This is a genomic window from Arachidicoccus rhizosphaerae, assembly GCF_900107765.1.
GTDB lineage: Bacteria > Bacteroidota > Bacteroidia > Chitinophagales > Chitinophagaceae > Arachidicoccus > Arachidicoccus rhizosphaerae.
On record NZ_FNQY01000001.1, the window covers coordinates 68,937 to 92,244 of the forward strand.

The 23,308-nt window shown below is 44.8% G+C and carries 18 protein-coding genes; 16 read left to right on the forward strand and 2 right to left on the reverse strand.

The genetic code is table 11. The features are described from left to right. Positions 1-146: 146 nt before the first annotated feature. The 9 genes from BLU80_RS00225 (at position 147) to BLU80_RS00265 (ending at position 12,310) form a co-directional block, all read left to right on the forward strand. Positions 147-3,068 carry a glycoside hydrolase family 31 protein gene (locus tag BLU80_RS00225; protein WP_091391953.1) on the forward strand — a complete coding sequence of 974 codons (2,922 nt, stop codon included), beginning with the start codon at positions 147-149 and terminating at the stop codon, positions 3,066-3,068. A 138-nt stretch (positions 3,069-3,206) separates the two neighbouring features. After that, on the forward strand, positions 3,207-6,359 hold the full coding sequence (locus BLU80_RS00230) for a SusC/RagA family TonB-linked outer membrane protein (RefSeq protein ID WP_091391955.1): 3,153 nt from the start codon (positions 3,207-3,209) through the stop codon (positions 6,357-6,359). A gap of 29 nt (positions 6,360-6,388) precedes the next feature. Next, on the forward strand, positions 6,389-7,969 hold the full coding sequence (locus BLU80_RS00235) for a RagB/SusD family nutrient uptake outer membrane protein (protein ID WP_091391957.1): 1,581 nt from the start codon (positions 6,389-6,391) through the stop codon (positions 7,967-7,969). Positions 7,970-7,987: 18 nt separating this feature from the next. Beyond that, positions 7,988-8,881 carry a hypothetical protein gene (locus BLU80_RS00240; RefSeq protein WP_091391958.1) on the forward strand — a complete coding sequence of 298 codons (894 nt, stop codon included), beginning with the start codon at positions 7,988-7,990 and terminating at the stop codon, positions 8,879-8,881. A gap of 546 nt (positions 8,882-9,427) precedes the next feature. After that, a complete protein-coding gene (locus tag BLU80_RS00245; RefSeq protein WP_091391960.1) occupies positions 9,428-9,907 on the forward strand; it encodes a hypothetical protein in 480 nt (159 codons plus the stop codon). A gap of 189 nt (positions 9,908-10,096) precedes the next feature. Then, entirely contained in the window at positions 10,097-10,606 is a 510-nt protein-coding gene (locus BLU80_RS00250) for an ankyrin repeat domain-containing protein (RefSeq protein WP_091391962.1), read from the forward strand. A gap of 224 nt (positions 10,607-10,830) precedes the next feature. Further along, complete coding sequence (locus tag BLU80_RS00255; protein ID WP_091391964.1) at positions 10,831-11,316, forward strand: hypothetical protein; 486 nt, start codon at positions 10,831-10,833, stop codon at positions 11,314-11,316. Between the two features lie 39 nt (positions 11,317-11,355). Then, positions 11,356-11,769: a hypothetical protein gene (locus BLU80_RS00260; protein ID WP_091391966.1), complete on the forward strand. Its 414-nt coding sequence runs from the start codon at positions 11,356-11,358 to the stop codon at positions 11,767-11,769. 103 nt (positions 11,770-11,872) lie between these two features. Beyond that, positions 11,873-12,310 (forward strand): hypothetical protein, encoded by a 438-nt coding sequence (locus tag BLU80_RS00265; protein WP_091391969.1) that lies wholly within the window; start codon positions 11,873-11,875, stop codon positions 12,308-12,310. A gap of 365 nt (positions 12,311-12,675) precedes the next feature. On the opposite strand, the gene prfA is transcribed toward BLU80_RS00265, so the two are convergent. Both prfA and tsaE read right to left on the reverse strand, forming a co-directional pair. Continuing rightward, positions 12,676-13,746, reverse strand: coding sequence for a peptide chain release factor 1 (gene prfA, locus BLU80_RS00270; RefSeq protein WP_091391971.1), 1,071 nt, complete (start codon positions 13,744-13,746; stop codon positions 12,676-12,678). 228 nt (positions 13,747-13,974) lie between these two features. Then, positions 13,975-14,397, reverse strand: a complete 423-nt coding sequence (gene tsaE / locus BLU80_RS00275; RefSeq protein WP_091391973.1) for a tRNA (adenosine(37)-N6)-threonylcarbamoyltransferase complex ATPase subunit type 1 TsaE — start codon at positions 14,395-14,397, stop codon at positions 13,975-13,977. A gap of 147 nt (positions 14,398-14,544) precedes the next feature. Here tsaE and BLU80_RS00280 point away from each other — a divergent pair, with 147 nt between their 5' ends. The 7 genes from BLU80_RS00280 to BLU80_RS00310 all read left to right on the forward strand — a co-directional run bounded on the left by BLU80_RS00280 (position 14,545) and on the right by BLU80_RS00310 (position 23,250). After that, complete coding sequence (locus BLU80_RS00280) at positions 14,545-15,195, forward strand: gluconate 2-dehydrogenase subunit 3 family protein (RefSeq protein WP_091391975.1); 651 nt, start codon at positions 14,545-14,547, stop codon at positions 15,193-15,195. 162 nt (positions 15,196-15,357) lie between these two features. Further along, a complete protein-coding gene (locus tag BLU80_RS00285; protein ID WP_091391977.1) occupies positions 15,358-17,058 on the forward strand; it encodes a GMC oxidoreductase in 1,701 nt (566 codons plus the stop codon). A 117-nt stretch (positions 17,059-17,175) separates the two neighbouring features. Beyond that, positions 17,176-18,333 (forward strand): Gfo/Idh/MocA family protein, encoded by a 1,158-nt coding sequence (locus tag BLU80_RS00290; RefSeq protein WP_244518628.1) that lies wholly within the window; start codon positions 17,176-17,178, stop codon positions 18,331-18,333. 21 nt (positions 18,334-18,354) lie between these two features. Continuing rightward, positions 18,355-19,410 carry a sugar phosphate isomerase/epimerase family protein gene (locus BLU80_RS00295; RefSeq protein WP_091391981.1) on the forward strand — a complete coding sequence of 352 codons (1,056 nt, stop codon included), beginning with the start codon at positions 18,355-18,357 and terminating at the stop codon, positions 19,408-19,410. Between the two features lie 35 nt (positions 19,411-19,445). Beyond that, positions 19,446-20,921, forward strand: coding sequence for a Gfo/Idh/MocA family protein (locus tag BLU80_RS00300; RefSeq protein WP_170831087.1), 1,476 nt, complete (start codon positions 19,446-19,448; stop codon positions 20,919-20,921). Positions 20,922-21,076: 155 nt separating this feature from the next. Beyond that, entirely contained in the window at positions 21,077-22,321 is a 1,245-nt protein-coding gene (locus tag BLU80_RS00305) for a nucleoside permease (protein ID WP_091391984.1), read from the forward strand. A 20-nt stretch (positions 22,322-22,341) separates the two neighbouring features. Next, complete coding sequence (locus BLU80_RS00310) at positions 22,342-23,250, forward strand: hydroxypyruvate isomerase family protein (protein ID WP_091391986.1); 909 nt, start codon at positions 22,342-22,344, stop codon at positions 23,248-23,250. Positions 23,251-23,308 lie beyond the last annotated feature (58 nt).

Here is a 23,308-nt window from a genome sequence, read left to right on the forward strand (position 1 = left end):
CCTCTTACTTTACAAAAGAGACCCCTATTGCGAACGCAGAAACCGATTGTTAGTCTTTGTTAAGGATAGCTTTGGAATGTTAATAGAAATTTAATATACAGCCCTTTAAAACGGCTTTCATCATTATCCTAACAATCTTATAAAGCATGCGAGGCAACTTATCCTTAAAAAAGAAGAAAAACGGGAAGCTTACCTGGAAAACAGCCCTGGGGCTGATGGCCATGGCCACCTTCAGTTATTGCAGTGGCCAGGTAACCGCCCAAAACCTTCACCCCACCTATACCAAAATCCAGAACGGGATTATCCTTCCCATTCATCAGGCAAATAACGGCGCTCAGTTTCTTAAACTCCAGTTTGTAAGCCCTGACATCCTGCATGTGATGGCAAAACCTGATACCAATTTTGCCCTTCACAACTCCATTATGACCCTAAGTCAGCCCCTTAAACCGGTTGAATTTCAGATCAGCCATCAAAAAGGCGGCAGGCTGCTGCTTTTAAAATCCACGCAACTGCAGGCTACGGTAGATCTTGTAACAGGCCAGATCAGATACCTGGACAAAGACGGAAAAACTTTACTGGAAGAAACCAGTAAGGATGCCCGCAGTCTTGATCCCGTTGCCATCGGTGAGCCCGGATACTACAGCGTGGTTCAGCAGTTTAATAATTTACAAAATGCACCCTTATATGGCCTGGGCGGCAACCAGCTGGGTTATACCGATATGCGGGGCAAGGACCTGGAGATGATTCAGTACAACTCCAATGTCTTTAACCCCTTACTTGTCAGTACCGGCCATTTTGGTATATTCTGGAATAATACGTCTATTACGTATTATGGCCATCCGGAGCAGTTCCGGTTTTTAGAAAGCCTGCAGCTCTTTGATAAAAACGGCAAGGCCGGAGGCCTCACCGCTACCTATATATCTGACAGCAGCCGTCCCCGTGAATCCTTTAGCCGCAGGGAATCCTCCATTGGTTATCAGTTTGCCAAGGACACGGCAGCCTTACCGGAGGCCTTTGTCATGAATACGAAATCCAAGGTCATCTGGGAAGGTCAGATCAGCAGCAGTGAGCCCAAAGCCGTCCATGACTTTATTTTAAAATTCGGCGGGTATATTAAAGTATGGCTGGACAACAAACAGGTGGCAGACTGGTGGCGTCAGGCCTGGAATCCCGCAGAAGTGCCTTTCCAGCTGGAAATGGAACCCGATAAAAAATACAATATAAAAGTCGTCTGGAGTCCGGACGGCGCGGCTTCTTTTGCCGCCATCCGGCAAAAGAAGGCTGCCCATGATACAGACCGTCAGATTCGCTTCCATTCTGAGGCCGGCAAACAAATCGATTACTTTGTGCTGACCGGTCAGAACATCGATAGCCTGATCAGCGGCTACCGGTTACTGACCGGGCGTGCGCCGCTGATGCCTAAATGGGCCTATGGCTTCTGGCAGAGCAAAGAGCACTACAACAGCCAGCAGGAGATCCTGGAAACGGCAGCCGAGTTCAGAAAAAGACAAATCCCCATCGACAATATCGTGCAGGACTGGTATTACTGGAAAAAAGATGACTGGGGCTCGCAGCGCTTTGACGCGGACCGCTATCCCGATCCGGCCAAAATGATCAGCGAACTGCATCAAACCTATAATCTGCATTTCATGATATCCGTCTGGCCTAAATTCTATCAGGGCAGCAGATATTTTAAAACCTTCTGGGACCATAACTGGTTATATAAACAAAATGTCAATGAAAACAGACAAGACTGGATGGGTTATGTCTCTACCTTCTACGATGCCTTTAACCCCGAAGCCGGCAAGGCCTTCTGGGATATCGTCCGGGACAATATCTATAGCAAGGGAGTAGACGCCTGGTGGCTGGATGCCACCGAGCCCGACATAGTAGATAATATTACCAATGAGCGGCGCATGGAACTGATGACTCCTACCTACAGTGGAGCGCCGCAAATTAACTTCAATGCCTTCGCTCTGGCCCAGGATAAAACCTTCTACACGGAGCAAAGAAAGGCAGATCCTAATAAAAGGGTCTTTATTTTAACCCGCTCCGCCACCGGCGGTGCCCAGCACTATGCAGCCTCCACCTGGAGTGGGGACATAGGCGCCACCTGGCAGGAGATGCACCGCCAGATTGCCACAGGAATCAGCTTTTCCATGACGGGCATTCCTTACTGGAGTATGGATATAGGCGGATTTGCCGTGGAAAGCAAATACCAGCATCTAACTCCTGCCTTAAAAGCAGCCTGGCAGGAGCTGCAGACCCGGTGGTTCCAGTTCGGCACTTTTAGTCCGATCTTCCGCTCACACGGACAGGCCCCGGCAAGAGAGATGTTCCATACTGCCAGTAAGGGCGAACCGGCTTATCAGTCCATGCGCTATTACGACCAGCTCAGATACCGGCTAATGCCTTATATCTATAGCCTGGGCGCGGCTACCTATTTTAAAGATTATACCCTGATGCGGGGACTGGCCATGGACTTCTCTTATGATCCTACGGCCACCGAAATTTCTGATGCCTTTATGTTCGGCCCGGCCCTGCTGATTGAACCGGTCACGACTGCCGGCGCCACCACCAAAAAGGTCTACCTACCGAAACCCGAAAAGGGAGCCGGCAACTGGTATTGCCTCTATGACGGCAAAAGCTTTAAGGGCGGTCAGTCCATCACTGCTGAGGCCCCTTATGAACGGATGCCGGTTTTTGTTCCTGCCGGCACTATTTTACCCTTAGGTCCTGTTACGCAGCACACGACGCCGCTCAGTGATTCTCTGGATCTGTATATCTACCAGGGTAGTGACGGTCATTTTACCCTCTACCAGGATCAGGGCACGACCTACGACTATGAAAAGGGCGACTTCCAGAAAATAGCCATGCATTACGAAGACCAATCAGGGCGGTTATTGATCGACAGCGCTACCGGCAGCTATACAGGTCCCGGCAGCGGCCCTAAGACCTTCCTTATCCATCTGGTCTCCCCACAAAACCCGGTCGGTATTGACAGTAAATCTCCCGCAACAAAAGTGGTCCGCTACCAGGGTCAGGCCCTCGAGTTGCAGCTCCGGTAAAATTTAAATCACCCTTTTTGATCCATAAAACAACGAGCTACACACCCACCTTATTTCCACCCACTCATCCAATCCATTAAAAAAGCGAAAACTATCATTAATCCAATCAATTATCCAATTATTAAAAGCGATTCAATTATGCCGAATTCAAAATTCCATTTTAATAAGGTAAGCAGGCAGGGAAAAAAGTCCGGTGCCTGCCGCCTCGGCCTAAGTAGACTACTGCTGGCGCTGCTGCTGTTTGCCATCAGCGCACTGCCTGCGGCCGCCCAAAAAGCCATACACGGCAAGGTTATTTCCAAAACAAACGGTGAACCACTCAGCGGCGTATCCGTTCAGATAAAAGACGAGGCCGGCAGTTTCGGCCACGGAGCCATTACCGACGAGGACGGTTTATTTAATATTTCGGCGGCGGATGATCAAACTGTCCGCTTCACCCGCGTGGGCTATTCCGCTGTTGAAATGCAGGCAGGCTCCATCCCGGACCAAGTCGTACTCACAGAGACCAGCCAGGACCTGGACGCTGTTGTAGTCGTTGGTTATGGTACCCAGCGAAAAAGGGATCTGACCGGCGCTACCGTTCACTTAGGAGGGGATAACCTGGCAGAGAACAAAAGCATCAACACGCTGACCAACCTGCAGGGTAAGGCACCGGGGGTACAGGTAACCTCTACTTCCGGTCAGCCGGGCGACGGTGTAAAAATCCGTATCCGCGGTATCGGCACCAACGGTAATACCAATCCGCTTTATGTAGTGGACGGCATGCCTACAACCGATATCTCTTATCTGAACCCATCAGACATCGCCAGCCTGGATATCTTAAAAGACGCTGCGTCTGCTGCTATCTATGGTACCAGGGCCGCCAACGGGGTGGTACTGATCACCACGGTTAAAGGCAATACAGGCGGCATTCGCACGGCCCTGCACGCCTATTACGGGCTGCAAAACCCCATTAAAGAACAGTCTTTACTCAGTGCCAAGCAGTATGCCATCATCATGAATGAGGCAGCCGTGAACTCGGGAAAATCACCTTACTATTATTACAGCCAGCAAGAGATTGACTCCATGGGAGCAGGCACCGACTGGCAAAAGGCGGCAACCAATTCAGATGCACCCATTCAGAACTATGATCTAAGCTTCTCCGGGGGTAATGGCATTTCTAACTATGCCAGCTCTGTCTCCTACCAGAAGCAAGAAGGCATTATCAGCCTCGGCAAATCCTATTACGAACGCTTTGGCTTTAGAATCAACTCAGATCACAAAGTCTATAAAGACATCTTAAAATTCGGGGAGAACCTCTCCTTTACCCATTCCAATCAAAGCGGTATCGGTACAGGTAACATTTACGGCAACTCCATCAGAGGACTGCTAAATACCAGCCCCACCTTCCCGGTATATAATGCTGATGGCAGCTTCGGCACCTCCGGCATGAGCAGCGAGGAAGTAAATCCGGTTGCAGCCATTGCCACCTTAAATCAGAATAAAACCATCACTGACCGCATTTTTGGTAATACGTATTTAGAAGCGACGATTCTTAACCATTTTAAACTTAGATCATCTTTCGGGATCGACTTATCGTTTTATTCCACCAATAGTTTTATTCCGGTATATGATTTAGCGGCTAACAGCTCTTCCACCACCTCTGAAGCGGATCAGGGCATGTACCGCAACTTCACCTGGACCTGGGATAATACCCTGACTTACGATAACCAGTTTGGCCGCCATAAATTAAATGTACTGGTTGGAACCAGTGCACAGGAGTTCTCCGGCTTTAATGTCAGCGGCAGTAAACAAAACCTGTCTATTGAAGACTTTGACCACGCCATCATCAATAACGGCATGGACGGCACCCAGAAAGCCTACGGTACGAGAAGTGAGGACGCCATGAACTCCTATATGGCCCGTGTGAACTATAGCTTTGCAGATAAATACCTGCTTTCCGCCATTATCAGAAGAGACGGCTCTACCAAATTCGGTTCTAACCACCGCTGGGGTAATTTCCCTTCCTTCTCCGCGGGCTGGATCCTGAGCAATGAGGACTTCTTAAAAAACGCCAACTGGCTGAACTTCTTGAAACTCCGTGCCGGCTGGGGACAAAACGGTAACGACCAGATCCGGTCTTTTGCTTACCTGGCTACCGTATCCTCTTCGCAGATGGGCTATTATTTTGGCGGCGAGGATGCCACCTCCATCAGCGTAGGTGCTGCTCCAACCAATGTGGCCAACCCGGACTTAAAATGGGAAGCTTCCGAGCAGGAAGATATAGGCTTGGATGCCACCTTGTTTAATCATTTTAACCTGACCTTTGACTGGTATCAGAAAACCAGTAAAGACTGGCTGGTTCAACCCCCTATTCCTGCGTTGGTCGGGACCGGTGCGCCCTATATCAATGGCGGAGATATCCAGAACAGAGGTATAGAAATCGCGCTGAACTATAACGCCCAGCTGGGAGATGTTAACCTTTCCGTCGGCGGTAATATAGCCTTTAACCACAATGAAGCCAGAAGCGTTCCTAACAACGATGGCATTATCCATGGAGCCACTAACTTACTGTCTTCCAGTACTGAGGAATTCTACCGGATTCAAAACGGCTTCCCAGTGGGTTATTTCTGGGGATATAAAACAGCAGGTGTCTTCCAGACCCAGGCTGAAGTAAATGCTTATACTGGTGCAAATGGCCTGATTCAGCCAAATGCGGTAGCAGGAGACGTCAGATTTGTTGATCTGAACGCAGACGGGTCCATTACCACCGCAGATAAAACCATGATTGGCGATCCTAATCCCAACTTCACCTATGGAGGTTCCGTCTCTGCCAGTTACAAGGGCTTTGATCTGAACCTGAATATTTCTGGCGTCAGTGGTAACCAGATTGTGGATGGCACCAGAGCCAATGATCGTTCCTATAACAACTACAGCACTTCCATTTTAGACCGTTGGCACGGAGAAGGCACTTCCAACAGCACACCCAGAGTCACCTTAGGAGATGAGGCCAATAAGAACTACAAAAACTTTTCTGACCTCTATGTTCAAAACGGTGATTTTATGCGCTTAAAAAGCCTTTCCGTAGGTTATGACTTCAAAAAAGGCCTGCTTCCTAATCTGCCTTTTGATCAGTTCAGATTTTATGTATCGGCTACGAATCTGTTTACCATTACCAAATACACCGGTATAGATCCGGAAGTCGGCTATGGTAACACCGAATCTGATGGCAATAACTGGTCTTCTGGTATTGATTTAGGTTACTACCCTCAGCCCAGAACCGTTTTATTCGGCCTTGATGTTCGTTTTTAATCCTAACCTCACACAGAAAAAAAGACAAAATGAAAAAGATATATATCATTATAGCGCTCGCCATGGCTTTGACAGGGTTCTCCTGCTCCAAAAGCTTCCTGGATAGAACGCCAATTGATCAAAAAGTTGAATCTGATTTTTATAAAACTCCAGATGATGCCTTCGAGGCGCTGGTATCCGCCTACTCTGTACTGGATATCAGTGGTAACGGTAATATCATGCTGAGTGCCGAACTGGCCTCGGACGATTGTTTTGGCGGTGGTGGTACGGCCGATGACGGTGTTATTCAATGGGATAAATTTAAATCCTATAATGACCATAACGCAGATGCCTGGACCAAATATTACCAGGGCATTTACCGCACGAATCAATTCCTTAAAAAGGTAGACGGCGTAGATTTTAGTGCTGACCCGGATCTAAAACAGCAGTATATCGGGGAAGCTAAATTCCTGAGGGCTTATTTTTATTTTGATCTCGTACGCATGTTTGGCCATGTTCCGTTAATTACCGCTCCGATTGAGGGAGATAATTACAGTATTCCCCAGGCAGATCCAGATAGTGTTTACGCACTGATCAGTTCAGATTTGCAGGAAGCCATCACGGACTTATCTGCCACTGCTGTCCCCTACAACCAGATAGCCGCCTCTGATTATGGCCGCGCCACTAAATGGGCGGCAGAATCATTAATGGGCAGAGTTTTCTTATACTACACCGGGTACTACAGTAAATCCGCCCTGCCAGACGGTTACACCAAAGACCAGGCGACCAAAGCCATTGATGATGTAATCACTAACAGCGGTTATGGCCTGGTGGAGCATTATAAAGATCTGTGGCATGCAGCATCTCTCTCTGATTTTGCGGGACAAAACAATAAAGAAGCTGTCTTTGCCATTCAGTATACGAGTGCCGGTCATGGCGACTGGAATCTGCAAAACGGGAACCGCTTCCAGGTAATGGTTGGTATCCGCAACCAGGTTTTGGATCCTTATTATAAAGGCTGGGGCTTTGGGCCGGTTAATCCCAAACTATGGAATGATTATAAAGACGGGGATACCCGCAAAACAGCTTCCATCATTTCTATTGATGGGGAAGGCTACACTGGCACCTATGCGGTAGGCGACCAGGCACAGTATACCGGTTATTTCTGGAAAAAATACACACCGGTTGGTGGTGCAGACAGACCGGATGCCAATGGGGGTGATTTTCAAATTGACAACTATGACAACTATGTGGTTATCCGTTTTGCTGACATACTGTTAATGGGGGCAGAATTAAACCTGAACAACAATCTGTCTAAAGCGCAAGGGTATATCAATCAAGTAAGAGACCGCGCCTTTGAAGATGCCAGTCACAGGGTAACGCTGGTCTCTGGTGCGCAAGGCATCAAAACCATTATGGAAGAACGCCGGCTGGAACTGGCACTGGAAGGACAGCGCTACTGGGATCTGCTCCGCCAGGGTCTGGACGTAGCCAAAGCAGCTATTGATAACAGCTCCACCGATCCGGATTTTCAGATCACTTTCCCCACAGACACCAAGGGCTTATTTGAGATCCCACAGACTCAGATCGGCCTGTCCAACGGCACCCTTATTCAAAATGCAGGTTATTAATCTTCCAACACTAAAACAATGATGATGAATCCACATATTAATAACAATAATAAAGGCGGCTTTAAAAATACCCGGCAAAGAGCTGCCCGGCTTTTGGGCGGTCTGACAGTAACCGCTGCACTGATGACGCTTTCCGGGCTTTTTAGCTGTAGTCCTTCCACTAAAAGCATCTCCCTGCCTGCTGCCATGAGCAGCAGTGCCCTTAGCTATAAGGTCAGCCAAAATCCTGATAAGGACAATGAAGTCTATCTGGAAAGTACGACCATAGGCGCTATTCCATTTTGGGATTTTGGAAGTGGTACGTCCACCAACCAGTATGACACCATTATTTTCCCCTTCTCAGGAGATTACACCATCCATTATAGTGTAAGCTCAGCAGGCGGATTTGTTCCGGGTGATTCTACCGTCATCCATGTATCCAATACCGACCTAAGTTACCTGACAGATCCCAGCTGGAGTTATATCGCCGGAGAAACCGGCAAGACCTGGGTACTGGACATGTCAAAACCAATAGGATGGTACGGAGCTGATTATCCTAAACACAATGGCAGTGCAGATGACTGGTCCTGGCATCCGGATTATGCAGGCAATGAATGGGTCATGACAAACAGAGATTATGGCAGCATGCATTTTGACCTGGATAATGGAAAGAATTACTCTGTTACCTCCATTGCTGAAACTGGAACTACTACCACCAAAACAGGGGCATTTGATATCAATACATCCACGGGTATGATTAAACTCATAGGGGCAGAACTTCTTTATGGCGGGGACTACCACAGTCAGGTATCCAACTGGCAGAACATTTGTATTCTGGACATGAGCGAAACTTCAATTACCCTTGGTGTCTGGAGGGATCAATCTTCAGAGGGAACCTGTTGGATCGGATTTACCTATAAATTACAGCAATAAAATAATAGCAAGATTTTATAGACCAACCATGAATGCAGGGCCGCCTCAATTAATATTGATGGCGGCCCAATTTTTTGGAATTAATAAACTCTATCGATAAAAAAGACCAGCATCCTATTTCCCGAACATAGGTTAGGATTTGTTGTGGATGTTGCTAATGACCAGAACAGCACGCTCTAGGGTTTTACATATCCCACTCAAACCAAAAATAGTTCTACCGTCGATTACAAATATGACGGCAATAGTAATATGACAGGTGAACAGAACAAAAATATATCTGTAATTACCTATAATATCCTAAATTTACCCTATCAAATTTGAGTAACTGGCAAGGGGACAATATGGTATTACTATGATGCTACCGGTAATAAATTACAAAAATGCACCATTGACAATAACATTTAGTCTGACAGTTCCCAAAATCACCATTTATATCGATGGTGCAAATACTGCAACAAATAATTAAACCCCTCCGTGAATTGGAATCAACCTCAATTACCTACTTAATTTTATCTGGACAACACTTGTAAACAATAATAACTTCTTATGATTAAAATGCTTTTGATATTGGGACTTCTGAATTTATTTATAGGGTGTAAACCACAATCAAAAGATGAGAAAATATTAGCGACTTCCTCCAAAATTGTCGAATCAATAAGGAATGAAAATGTGGAGGAATTCATTTCATTTATTGCTTTCAAAGATTTGAGTGATATAAGTAAAGACAAGGAGCTTGTTACTGCGGATATAAAGAACTACAACAGTCTCTTTAAATCGTATATCGGGAAAAACAAACCAATAATCGAGGTCACTGATTTATATAATTATTTAGGCCAACAATGTGTAAGAGTTGAAATTTATAACAATAAAATCGATAGTTCTGTTTCAGAACTGCATCTAGATTTATTATTTGGGCCAGAATCATATTTTGGGTTAGAGAAGATATCCGGATATGCATTAATAAAAAACAATTCTGATAGTTCGGATTTTAAGTCATATTCATATTGGCAAGGAAGAGGGCAGTAATCTTATAACCATGTTTAAATGATTGACCCGAATACTGTTAAAATTTTAGATTCTGATAATACAGATACAGGTCATAAAACAGGAAATGAATCGAGAACAAGAAAAAAAACACATCGACAAAAAGGTAGTCTCGAAAACAAGTTATTGAAGAAGAAAATAATCCTGATTTATAGCAACTAGAAGATAAACATGAAAATAGAAGTCATAAACATGAAGACAAATCAAACAAATGACTTATCGGAAAAAATAATAGATGCCATTTATGGAAATAATTTAATGGAAATTGAACAATGGCAAGATATTCAAACTATCAATGACCTGGATAGAGAAAATAGAAGTGCTATTTTTTATGCAGTATTAAGTAAATCAATGAAAGTGGTGCGACAGTTGCTTAAAAGTAACCCTTGTCTTAATTTAAATGATAAAAAAGAATGGGCTCCTTTACATTATGCAGCTCAAAATTATTTAACTGATATCGCAAAGCTCTTAATAGATAAAGGGGCAGATATCGAAATAAAAGATGACTATGGGAATACCCCGCTCTGGAAGGCAACTTTTGCATCTCAAGGAAAAGGGGAAATGATTAAATTTTTGCTTTCAAAAGGCGCAGACCCGAACAATTTTAATGACTCCGATATTAGCCCTTTGGAATTAGCAAATACTATTGCAAATTATAATGTTAAACAATTTTTCTGTTGATAAAAATTATTTTATGCCACTAGACCCATTTATTATTTTTTTCTAGGATTGAATAAATCTGAATGGCAAGCGGTAAATTATGAAAATATAATTCAAGGACAAACCGGAATACTTTTTCTTCTTCAATATGGATTACAAAATAATGGCACGATCTATACAGGAACAGGTCTTTCTTTATAACGCCTGCGATTGTTCCAATTAATTATCAAATACAATAATAACCGATGAAAAAAACAATAATAATAATTCTTGTACTGGCTGGAGTAGCTATGAATTTATATGCTCAGAAAGAGGCTGTTTTTTGTCAAGGCAAAGATTACAGAGGTTATATATTCGATACAAGTTATTTGATTCTTAAATCAATAAACGGACAACAAAGTAGAGCTACTATCTCTTGTGATGAAATAAAAATCGCAGAGAATATATTGAAAAACAAATTGGCAACTTTGAACGCCAATAGAATCAATCAACCCAAAGGCTGTCCCAATATTTGTAAAAAACTATACAAATACTATCGACAATATTTTGGGTTTATAAATTCTAAAGGCGAAAAAGTAATCTGGATAAATATGTTTTGGAATAAAGAGCTTAACGATGAATCAAAACATGAGTTGATAAGTGTAAATGACGGTTGTAGTTATTATTGGAATATAGAGGTAAATATAACAGCACAATCTTTAAGTAGTTTGCGGATTAACGGAGAGAGTTGATACCGCCCAGTGCAACCGCTCTAAACTTTCCATCAAATTATGTTCGGGTATCCGCAAAGAGAGTATCTTTCTTCCATCGAAAATGAAGTATTTTTACGATTCGAAGGTAGCGTTGCAGGAATTGCTTTAAAAAAAGAAGCAAAAATTATCGAGCATTGTAATTGTAAAGACACAATAGCCTCATGCTTATTAAAAGGAATTGAAAGTAGTTCAAGAACAGTAATAACTCATATTTTACTTACTAAGTTATTTGAGCCTTCAAATGCACAATTAGAATATAACTATTCAAAGGACTCTAAGGTTACGGGAGTTACTTTTGTTTTTAATAGGCTTAGTTGGCAATGGGATAGCAAGGCTGGAAATACAATTAAAATTGACGATATTAATCGTATAAAAAGATATTGGACGGAAAAACTTATTTCTATAGAGTTTCTCAAATTATTAACTTCGTAAAAATTTTCCGATTTAAAGGGGGCCAAACACCGAGCTGCACAGCATTATAAATGCCACGAATGTATCTGTTAAACCCGTTGGCTACCTAAATAAATTATGGATTATGAGCAAATCATTATGGGTCATTGTTTTATTTTTTTTATTTGCTTGCACCACGAGCAGAACAACAGTAAGGATTAAATGTAATTTAAATGCAAGTTCAGTTAAAATAACAATCCCGAAATATCACAATCATCAAATATTAAAAGCCGATGCGGAAAGTGGTGTTGAATATATTTATTGGTATCGCGATTCAGCTGCTTTCTATATAAGTACATTCAAAGGAGGATCATCTTTAAATTATAATAATATTAGAAATTTGGAAGGAGCTTATTCTGAACGTTTTTTAAGAGATAGTATTAATCTTAATGGGATTGATTCAAAGGGTAAATATTGGAAGGAGTATAAGTATAATAATATATATATTGGCTATTGTAATGTAAAAGCTAAAGACCATCTGCTGTTTGATAATAGCTTAGAGTCTCTTGTATTTAAAAAATAGAAGAATCACCTAATTCGACAAATCAACTGTTTCAGGACTCTCAATCACAATATTTCAAATATTTAAGGGACAATCATTTGACACTGTTTGACTTATAACGCAACTATCAATTCTCAAAACCGATATTTCTACTAAAAAGAAAACTATGTGTTTTTATTTATAGCTATCAGGGACAAGGTCACATTTGTATCTATAAGAAAAGAAACTCCAGCTGGAATTTATTCAAGGAAATCGCCACTTTTTCAACCCAAATGGGCTGGTCAGAGTAGAATTATTATATAAATAGCCTGCTTTGAAAAAGAAATTTTCAAAGCAGGCTATTTATATAATTGCCATTTTCTCTTTCGGGAAAACAGGTCGCTCTTTTATTTATTCTCGTTGCCAGCCATTTTCTCGGCATTTTCCGCTACCTGCAGGGCGTCGATAAATTCATCCAGCTCGCCTCCGATTACCGCATCCAGATTATAAGAAGTCAGGCCGATCCTATGGTCAGTCACCCTGCCTTGTGGCCAGTTATAGGTTCTGATCTTAGCACTTCTATCTCCGGTGGATACCAGCGTCTTTCTTTTTCTGGAGATTTCTTCTTCCTGCTTGCGGACCTGCTCTTCATAAAGCTTGGTACGCATCATCTCCATTGCCTTCAGACGGTTACCCAGCTGCGTACGCTCCGTCTGACAGATAATTACCGTACCCGTCGCAATATGCGTCAGCATTACTTTAGTTTCTACCTTATTAACGTTCTGTCCACCGGCACCTCCGCTTCGGGAAGTTTCCATTTTTACATCACTGTCTTTAAGTTCAAAGTCAATTTCTTCTGCTTCCGGCATAACAGCCACTGTAGCCGCCGAGGTATGTACCCGTCCTTGAGTTTCCGTGCTAGGCACACGCTGCACGCGGTGTACCCCACTTTCAAATTTAAGGGTGCCATATACATCTTCGCCGATGACCTCAATCATAGCTTCCTTATAACCCCCGACAGTGCCCTCACTGGCGCTCGCAATGGAAGTCTTCCAGCCTCTTTTATTACAATACCGTATATACATATCCAACAGGTCTCCGGCAAATAAAGACGCTTCATCTCCTCCGGTTCCTGCTCTGATTTCTATAATCGCATTCTTGTTATCCTGTGGGTCCTTTGGAATAAGCAGTTTGGTTAATTCTGCTTCCAGCTGCTCCTTTTGCTCCTCCAGATCCGGCAATTCCATTTTAGCCAGCTCCCTGAGGTCTTCGTCTGAGCCGTTTATAGCCTCTTTGGCAAAGCTCAGGTTATCCAGCAGGTTCTGGTATTTCTTATAAACTACCACGACCTTTTCCAGATCTCTGTATTCCTTGCTGAGTTTACTGAATTCCTTTTGATTACTGATAATCTCCGGATTGGTCAGTGCAACACCCAGTTGGTCAAATCTGGCACTTATCGCTTCTAATTGATCTAACATATTACGTTTTAATTATATCCGGCAACCCTAATCAGGCCCGGACAGGGCGCAAAATTACTGTTTTGTTCCCTGAATTCATCATCCCTTCGGAACAATTCCCCTGAATTATGGGCTTGCCCACACTATGCTGCTTACCAGCCGGCCTAAAATGTGCTTTCCTGATGGGTTCGGTCCCAGGTTGCCCCTTATTAACCCGGCCTATAACACACTTTATCCCCTATTTTATTCTTACTCAGGACTTTTATCAAAAACACGACGCTCATCTGCCGGTAAAATATCAATTTGAAGCAGCAGCGCATCCTCAGGTAATAACAAAGGGGCACGCTCCGGCCATTCTACAAAACACCTGGCTCCGCTGTTTAGGGTTTCTTCCACGCCGGCGGCTACGATTTCCTGTTCATCCGAGAGCCGGTACCAGTCCATATGATAGATACTTCCTTCTTCCGGGCTGATGTACTCGTTAACGATGGCAAATGTGGGACTGGAAACAACATCCTTGCAACCCAGCACCTTACTGCACAACTCCTTGATTAAGGTTGTTTTACCGGCACCCATGGGCGCATAAAAAGCCCATATTCTCTTATCTTTATGTTCCCGCCATAAATGAGCCGCTACTTTGTCTATTTGGGATATATGATAGGTTATTTCCATGACACAAATATCTAACAAAAAGCCGCAGATTGAAAAATTGTTAACAGATTTTCAATAGAAATATATATGATTTCTTAAACTGATAACATTAATTTTTTATATTTTTAGCACAGCAAAATAATTTCTTCTAACAAAATCCAAAAAATTATGCAGAGACGAGAGGCACTTAGAAATGTAGCTCTATTAGTCGGTGGCGGCATCGTTTTATCGGGAACCACGATGAGCGTGCTGTTCGATAGCTGCTCCAGCCCTAAAAAGAAAGCCGGTGCACTGGTAACAGAGGATCAGCAACAAATTATCACCGAGGTCGCGGATATTATTATTCCCACCACTTCTTGTCCAGGTGCCAAAGAAGCCGGCGTAGGTCCTTTTATCACTTTAATGATGAAAGACTGCTACCCCGAGGATGTACAAAAGGACTTTGTTAGCGGACTGGAAGCTTTTATAAAAGATGCCAAAAGCCAGTTAGGCAAAGACTTCCTGAAAGCCAGCCGGGCTGAACAGGAAAAAGCAGTAGCCACACTCAGAGAAAAGACAATTGAACAAAAGAAAGCTGATGATAAAGACCCCAACAATACGGTTAAAATCGATGTTCCTAACGCAGGTTCTTTTGTACCAACAGCCGCCAGTACCAGTAAAAAGAAAAAAAGTTATTTCTTTGAACTGACCAGAGATCTGACCCTGCTGGGATATTTCTCCTCAGAAATAGGGGCTACAAAGGCCAGAGCCTATGTAGCAGTACCCGGCCGCTTTGACGGTTGTGTGGATTTAAAACCTGGACAAAAAGCCTGGGCTTAATTCTATCGACCCGCTTCATTAAAGGCGAACGCTACTACAATGAATGGGAAAAACGATTGTTTTATCCCTTTTCGAATCAATAAATAATAGCTAATCGTTATTATTTATCCTCATCTTTTCTTTTCTTTTATTTCTATTCTAAGCTAGAAAAAACCATTATTCATGAATTTAAATACAGAAGCAAAAAAAGGCAGCACCTATGACGCAATCGTTGTCGGATCCGGAATCAGCGGCGGCTGGGCTGCAAAAGAGCTTACCGAAAAAGGTTTAAAAGTATTGCAGCTGGAACGCGGCCGCAATATTGAACATATTAAAGATTATACAACGGCCACCCTTCCTCCTTGGGAGTTCCCGCACAGAGGCTGGCTGACAGAGGAGGAAAAAGCCTCCCACAAAGTACAATCCAGAGACTATCCCTATTCAGAATACAACGAAAGCTACTGGGTGAACGACGAAGAGTGCCCTTACACGGAAGTAAAGCGCTTTGACTGGTTCAGAGGCTATCACGTTGGGGGTCGTTCGCTGATGTGGGGCCGTCAGAGCTACCGGTTGAGCGATATGAACTTTGAAGATAATTTAAAGGATGGCCACGGTTGCGACTGGCCCATCCGCTATAAAGATATTGCCCCCTGGTATGATTATGCAGAGAAATTTGCCGGTATCAGTGGCTCTATTGAGAACTTTCCCGGATTCCCCGACGGCAAGTACATGCCGCCCATGGAAATGAACTGCGTAGAAAAATCCGTTAAACAAAGAGTAGAAGAGCATTATAAAAGAGCCAGAATCGTAACGATTGGCCGTACCGCCAATATTACAGAAAATCACAACGGACGTACTGCCTGTCAATACAGAAACCTTTGTAGCAGAGGCTGTCCATTCGGGGCTTATTTCAGTACGCAATCAGCCACACTGCCAGCAGCAGTAGCGACCGGCAATCTGACACTTCGTCCTTACTCCATTGTCAATCAGATCTTATATGACAAAGACACCAAAAAAGCAAAAGGGGTCATGGTCATTGATGCTGAGACCAATGAAACAATGGAATTCTATGCCAAAATCATCTTTGTCAACGCTTCTACCTTAGGAACTACTTTTATTTTACTGAACTCTACTTCAGAAGCCCATCCTGAGGGACTGGGTAATGGCAGCGGTCAGCTGGGACATAACCTGATGGACCACCATTTCAGGTGTGGTGCTTCCGGCAGAGCCGAAGGGTTTGATGATAAATATTATTATGGTCGAAGAGCCAACGGCATCTATGTTCCGCGTTACCGCAATATGGGCGGCGAGAAAAGAGACTATGTTCGTGGCTTTGGCTATCAGGGCGGTGCCAGCAGAGGCACCTGGCATGACAATATCCCTGAAATGGCCATCGGCGGCGAATTTAAAGATCTGATCAGCACACCGGGCAACTGGAGTATGGGTCTTGGCGGTTTTGGAGAAATGCTGCCCTACTACGAAAACAAAGTCTATATCGATAAATCCAAAAAGGATAAATGGGGACAGCCTGTACTGGCCATTGATTGCGAGTACAAGGAAAATGAGAAAAAAATGCGCGTAGATATGATTAATGATGCCGCAGAAATGTTAGAAGCTGCCGGCATTAAAGATGTTCATACCTATGACAGTGGTTGCGATCCCGGAATGGCGATCCATGAAATGGGTACCGCCAGAATGGGCAGAGACCCGAAGACCTCCGTTCTGAACGGCTTTAACCAGATGCATGAAGTGAAAAACGTATTTGTAACAGATGGATCCTGCATGCCTTCTACGGCCTGTCAGAACCCTTCTCTTACTTATATGGCACTTACGGCAAGAGCCTGCGATTACGCAGTAAGTGAGCTGAAAAAACAAAACATCTAGTCGTTATCCGTTATCCTAGTGTTCTGCTCAAATGCAGACGATCTTTTTTAAAAATAAACAGATTAAAACACCCGGGCGGGTATGGCAACATACCCGCTTTAAAATTACCTATCTATTTTGAGCGAAAAGTTAAGAATGGGCATGATTGGCGGCGGTAAGGGCGCTTTTATAGGTGCCGTTCACAGAAAAGCGGCCGCCATGGACGGATTAATTGAGCTCTGCTCGGGCGCATTCAGCAATAATGCGGAGAAATCCCTGGCTTCCGGGCAAGAGTTGGGGCTTGCGGACAGCCGGATTTACCCCGACTTTAAAACGATGATTGAAAAGGAAAAGCAGTTGCCTGAAGATCAGCGCATGCACTTTGTCTCCATTGTTACCCCCAACTTTGCCCACTTTGAGCCCGCCATGCTGGCGCTGGAAAACGGATTTCACGTAGTTATAGAAAAGCCCATGACTTTTACACTGGACGAGGCCAAACAGCTTTCAGCCAAAGTAAAAGAAACAGGGTTACTTTTATGTCTGACCCATACCTATGCCGGATACCCAATGGTAAAACAGGCCCGTTATATGGTCCAGCAAGGCATGCTGGGCAAGATCAGGAAAGTCTATGTGGAGTATCCACAGGGCTGGCTGAGTCAGCTCTCAGAAAAAGAAGGCAACCAACAGGCTGCCTGGCGCACGGACCCTTCCAAAAGCGGTAAGGCAGGCGCCATGGGAGATATCGGTACCCATGCGGCGCATCTGGCAGAATATATCACCGGTCAAAAAATCACCAGGCTCTCCGCAGATATTCAGACCATCGTTCCAGGCAGACAACTGGACGATGACGGAGCCGCACTGCTCCGTTTTGATGGCGGCGCCAGCGGTGTACTGATCGCCACCCAGGTCGCCACCGGCGAAGAGAATAACCTGAGCATAAGGGTTTACGGTGAAAAAGGCGGTCTCAGCTGGCACCAAATGGAGCCCAATACCTTGGAAATTCTCTGGCAGGACAAGCCTAAAGAGATATACAGAGCAGGCCAGGGCTATCTGAGTCCCGTGGCCCTGCATAATTGCAGAACCCCGGCAGGCCACCCGGAAGGGTATATTGAAGCCTTTGCCAACCTTTACCGGAACTTCGCACTCAGCTTACAGGCCCGGCTTGATCATCAGCAGGCGGATCCTGAACTACTGGAGTTCCCGGACGTTCAGGACGGTGTCAGGGGGATGGCCTTTATAGACAACGTGATTGCCTCCGGCAAGTCAGCCGAGAAATGGACAGATTTTACGATTTAAATTATCAGAAATACGCACGATATGCAGACAATTAAAGGACCCGGTATTTTTCTGGCACAGTTCATTGGCGATGAAGCGCCCTTTAACAGCCTGGACAGTATTTGCGCCTGGGCAGCAGGCCTTGGCTATAAAGCCGTCCAGATACCGACCACAGATGACCGTTTTATCGATCTTCACAAAGCAGCAGAGAGCAAAACCTACGCAGATGAGATCAAAGGTACTGTTCAGCGGCACGGTTTAGAAATCTCTGAGCTCTCTACCCATATCCAGGGGCAACTGGTGGCAGTACACCCCGTATATGACGATCTTTTTGACGGGTTTGCCCCAGAGGCCTACCGTAAAAATCCCAAAGAAAGAACAAAATGGGCCATATCCCAGCTCCATGACGCAGCTAAAGCCTCTGAGAACCTGGGGTTAAATGCGCATGCGACCTTCAGCGGCTCTTTATTATGGCCGCTGGTCTATCCCTGGCCGCAAAGACCGGCAGGCATTGTAGAAGAAGGCTTTAAAGAACTGGCTGCCCGCTGGCTGCCCATTTTAGACAGCTTTGACAAGGCCGGTGTAGACCTTTGTTATGAAACGCACCCCAGCGAAGATCTCCATGACGGCATCACCTTTGAGATGTTTCTGGAAAAAGTCGGTAATCACCCCAGAGCCAATTTATTATACGATCCTTCTCACTTTATATTGCAAGGTTTAAAATATCTGGATTTTATTGATATCTATCATGAACGCATTAAAATGTTCCATGTAAAAGATGCCGAGTTTAACCCGACAGGTAAACAAGGCGTTTATGGCGGATATCAAAACTGGATCGACAGAGCCGGCAGGTTCCGTTCCCTGGGTGATGGCCAGGTGGATTTTAAGAGCATATTCAGTAAGCTCTCTCAGTATGATTATAAAGGCTGGGCAGTATTAGAATGGGAATGTGCGCTGAAAGACGCCCAGGTGGGCGCTGCCGAAGGCGCTGTTTTCATCAAAGAGCACATTATCCCGGTCACCAGCAAAGTCTTTGATGACTTCGCTTCCTCTGGCACAGACGCCAGCTTCAACAAGTCTTTTCTAGGTCTTTCATAATTCTTATTCCTTTCATCTTAAATCTGAATTACGCTATGAACAAAAATGACGATAAAGGTATTCAGCAGAAAAATGCTGACTCCCGTCGAAAATTTATTAAAAATGCCGCCGCCATCGGCGCCGGCGTCTGGATCGTACCCAGGCATGTATTAGGGGGTAAAGGTTTTATTGCCCCAAGTGACAAACTACGCGTAGCCGGCATCGGCGCCGGCGGTAAAGGACAGTCTGATATTGCCATGTTTGCCAAAAGCGGTAAGGCGGATATTGCCTTCCTTTGCGATGTGGACGACCGCCGGGCTGCAAACAGCGTCAAAGCTTTTCCGAAAGCCAAATATTATAAGGACTGGCGCGTGCTGTTTGAAAAGGAGATCAATAATTTTGATGCGGTCTCTGTATCTACGCCCGACCACAACCATGCTATTATTGCACTGGGTGCCATGCAAAGAGGCAAGCATGTCTATGTACAAAAACCACTGACCCATGATATTCATGAAGCGCGTGTGCTGACCGCTGCGGCCAAAAAATACAAAGTCGTCACCCAGATGGGTAACCAGGGCGGCTCCAATGACGGCACCCGCTTACTTAGTGAATGGTATGACGCCGGACTGATCGGAGATGTCCATACCGTTTATGTGTGGACGGATCGCCCGGTATGGCCTCAGGGTATTCCCTGGCCTTCCGCCAAAGCAGATATCCCAAAAGAACTGGACTGGGACTTATGGCTCGGCACCGCCCCTCAGGCAGATTATGTCGACAAACTGGTTCCTTTTAACTGGAGAGGCTGGTGGGACTATGGTACCGGCGCTTTAGGGGACATGGGATGTCACCTGATGGAAGCGGCTTTCCGCACCCTGAATCTAAAATATGCCACAGAAGTACAGGCCAGCGTCGGCTCTGTCTATGTAGATGAGTTCCAAAGAGGTTATTTCCCCAAAAGCTGTCCTCCTTCCAGCCATGTCACCCTTAAATTCCCTAAAACGGATAAAACCAAGGGCGATATTGAGGTGCACTGGATGGATGGCGGTATCCAGCCGACACGTCCCGAAGAACTGGGCCCGAATGAACCTTTCGGAGATGGCGGTAACGGTACACTCTTTATCGGTACCAAGGGTAAAATGCTGGCAGACACTTATAGTGAAAATGCGCGCCTGCTGCCTTTAAGCCGCAATGAAGAAGTGAAAAAAATGAATATCCCTCAAAAATATGCACGTGTTCCGGATGGCGCCAATGGTCACTATCGTCAGTGGGTAGAGGCAGCTATCGCCGGTTATGGCAAAAAAGAGGTCAGTTCTCCATTTGAAACAGCAGGCCCTCTGACGGAAGCCCTGCTGATGGCTAACCTGGCCATCCGCGGTTTTGATGTTAAGCGTACTGTTGGCGATAAAACTTCTTTCCCGGGTCGTTACGTCAAACTACTTTGGGATAACGATAATATGCGCATTACCAACTTTGATGAGGTCAACGCATTTGTTAAACGTGATTACAGAGAAGGCTGGAGATTAGGTATGTAATTCAGCGATCCGTCATTGAATGATTTTTACGAGTCAGTTAGACAGATAAAAGTCAAATAAAAGAAGTTTAATATTTAATATTTTCAATAAATATCAATAATTTAGCAGGGGGCCAAGCGCCCCCTCGCTTTTTTTCATTAGCAAAATTCATTCACATGAAATCATCTATCAGGTTTAAGCTTTCCTTCATGATGTTTCTGGAGTTCTTTGTCTGGGGCGGTTGGTTTGTAACCCTGGGTACTTTTCTGGGCTCCAACTTAAGTGCCGGAGATGCCCAGATATCTTCTGCCTTTTCCACACAATGTTTTGGTGCCATTATCTCCCCTTTTATTATCGGGCTGATCGCTGACCGGTATTTTAATGCAGAAAAGATTTTAGGCGTTTTACATCTGATAGGCGCCGTACTGATGTTCCAGATGTATAACAGTGCGGATTTTGCAGCTTTCTACCCCTACCTGTTTGTATATATGATTTTATATATGCCGACGCTGGCCCTGGTAAACTCTGTTTCCTTCAACCAGATGTCCAATCCCGAGAAAGACTTCGGTAATATCAGAGTCTGGGGAACTCTTGGCTGGATTGCCGCAGGGCTGTTGATCAGTTATGCGTTTCATTGGGATAGCGAGGCCTCCTTAAAAGAGGGCCTGATGAGAAATACTTTTTTAATGACAGCCATTGCTTCTCTGGCCCTTGGCCTGTTTAGCTTTGTCCTGCCCAAGACGCCGCCTAAAGCGGTAAAAGGAGAGAAGGCCAGTGTCCGGGAAATTCTAGGTCTCGACGCTTTAAAACTGCTTAAAGACCGCAATTACCTGGTCTTTTTTGTGGCTTCCGTACTGATCTGTGTACCGCTGGCTTTTTATTACCAGTATGCCAACCCTTTCCTCTCTGGAATAGGCCTGGAAAACCCGACCGGTAAAATGACTTTCGGGCAGATGTCAGAAGTACTGTTCATGTTATTATTACCCGTCTTTTTCACCCGGTTTGGTCTGAAAAAGACACTTGTACTGGCTATGGCGGCCTGGGTACTTCGATATCTTTGCTTTGCCTACGGTAATGCCGGTGAATTGTCCTTTATGCTGATTATCGGTATCGCCCTGCATGGTGCCTGTTATGATTTCTTCTTTGTTACCGGTCAGATTTATACCGATAATAAAGCAGGAGAAAAAAACAAGAGTGCTGCACAGGGGCTCATTACGCTGGCCACCTACGGTGTAGGTATGCTGGTCGGTTTTTATATTGCAGGTGTAATCGCAGAAATGTATAAGGCGCAGGGCGGAGATACATTAGAAGTCTGGAAACATATCTGGACCTTCCCTGCCATCATTGCCTTTATTGTGATGGCCCTATTTGCCATCTTCTTTAAGCCGGAGAAAAAAACAGTTGAAGCAACAAATATTTAGACGAATTAAAACCAACCATTATGCAAAAGCAAGATAGAAGAACCGCCTTAAAAAATATTGTTACCGGCACTGCCGCCATCGGCGCGGCGGCCATTCTGCCCGGCCTGAGCTCAGGGGCCGCCGCTGCAACACCCAAGGAAATGAAAGAAAATACCTCCGGCGCCCTAAAAGGCAATATCAACCACTCCGTATGTGCCTGGTGTTACGCTGGGATCTCCCTGGACGAACTCTGCCAGTTTGCCAAAAAAATAGGCATTAAAGGCATTGACCTGATGGGGCCTAAAGAGTGGCCTACCCTTAAAAAATACGGCCTGGATTCCCCTATGTGTAACGGCGCAGAGATTAACCTGACGGACGGATTTAATGACACCAAATACCATGAGCAGCTGATTAAAAACTATACAGAGATGATCCCTAAAGTAGCCGCTGCCGGCTATAAGAATCTGATTTGTTTTAGCGGCAGTAAAAGAGGGATGGACGATGAAACGGGTTGGCAGAACTGTGTGGACGGACTTTCTAAAATTTTGCCTTTAGCCGAAAAACACGGTGTGGTACTGGTGATGGAGCTACTGAACTCCAAGGTCAACCATAAGGATTACCAGTGCGACCGTACCAGCTGGGGAGCCGAGCTCTGCAAAAGACTAGGCAGCGAAAACTTCAAACTCCTTTATGATATCTACCACATGCAGATAGATGAAGGAGATGTTATCCATACCATCAATACCCACCATCAGTTTATCGCTCATTATCATACCGGCGGCGTGCCTGGCAGAAACGAAATCGATGATACACAGGAACTGTATTATCCGGCCATTATGCGGGCCATCGCAGCAACAGGTTTTAAAGGATATGTAGCTCAGGAGTTTGTTCCAAAAAATCCGGATAAACTGGCCTCTTTGCAAAAAGCCATTCAGATCTGTGATATATAAATAGCGAAAGGCCTAAACAAAGCGCTTCAGGCGCCATCAACATCGCTCCTATAACTTC

Coding starts and splice junctions, on each gene's coding strand:
- BLU80_RS00225 (WP_091391953.1), top strand. CDS start 147: ATGCGAGGCAACTTATCCTTAAAAAAGAAGAAAAACGGGAAGCTTACC.
- BLU80_RS00230 (WP_091391955.1), top strand. CDS start 3,207: ATGCCGAATTCAAAATTCCATTTTAATAAGGTAAGCAGGCAGGGAAAA.
- BLU80_RS00235 (WP_091391957.1), top strand. CDS start 6,389: ATGAAAAAGATATATATCATTATAGCGCTCGCCATGGCTTTGACAGGG.
- BLU80_RS00240 (WP_091391958.1), top strand. CDS start 7,988: ATGATGATGAATCCACATATTAATAACAATAATAAAGGCGGCTTTAAA.
- BLU80_RS00245 (WP_091391960.1), top strand. CDS start 9,428: ATGATTAAAATGCTTTTGATATTGGGACTTCTGAATTTATTTATAGGG.
- BLU80_RS00250 (WP_091391962.1), top strand. CDS start 10,097: ATGAAAATAGAAGTCATAAACATGAAGACAAATCAAACAAATGACTTA.
- BLU80_RS00255 (WP_091391964.1), top strand. CDS start 10,831: ATGAAAAAAACAATAATAATAATTCTTGTACTGGCTGGAGTAGCTATG.
- BLU80_RS00260 (WP_091391966.1), top strand. CDS start 11,356: ATGTTCGGGTATCCGCAAAGAGAGTATCTTTCTTCCATCGAAAATGAA.
- BLU80_RS00265 (WP_091391969.1), top strand. CDS start 11,873: ATGAGCAAATCATTATGGGTCATTGTTTTATTTTTTTTATTTGCTTGC.
- prfA (WP_091391971.1), bottom strand. CDS start 13,746: ATGTTAGATCAATTAGAAGCGATAAGTGCCAGATTTGACCAACTGGGT.
- tsaE (WP_091391973.1), bottom strand. CDS start 14,397: ATGGAAATAACCTATCATATATCCCAAATAGACAAAGTAGCGGCTCAT.
- BLU80_RS00280 (WP_091391975.1), top strand. CDS start 14,545: ATGCAGAGACGAGAGGCACTTAGAAATGTAGCTCTATTAGTCGGTGGC.
- BLU80_RS00285 (WP_091391977.1), top strand. CDS start 15,358: ATGAATTTAAATACAGAAGCAAAAAAAGGCAGCACCTATGACGCAATC.
- BLU80_RS00295 (WP_091391981.1), top strand. CDS start 18,355: ATGCAGACAATTAAAGGACCCGGTATTTTTCTGGCACAGTTCATTGGC.
- BLU80_RS00300 (WP_170831087.1), top strand. CDS start 19,446: ATGAACAAAAATGACGATAAAGGTATTCAGCAGAAAAATGCTGACTCC.
- BLU80_RS00305 (WP_091391984.1), top strand. CDS start 21,077: ATGAAATCATCTATCAGGTTTAAGCTTTCCTTCATGATGTTTCTGGAG.
- BLU80_RS00310 (WP_091391986.1), top strand. CDS start 22,342: ATGCAAAAGCAAGATAGAAGAACCGCCTTAAAAAATATTGTTACCGGC.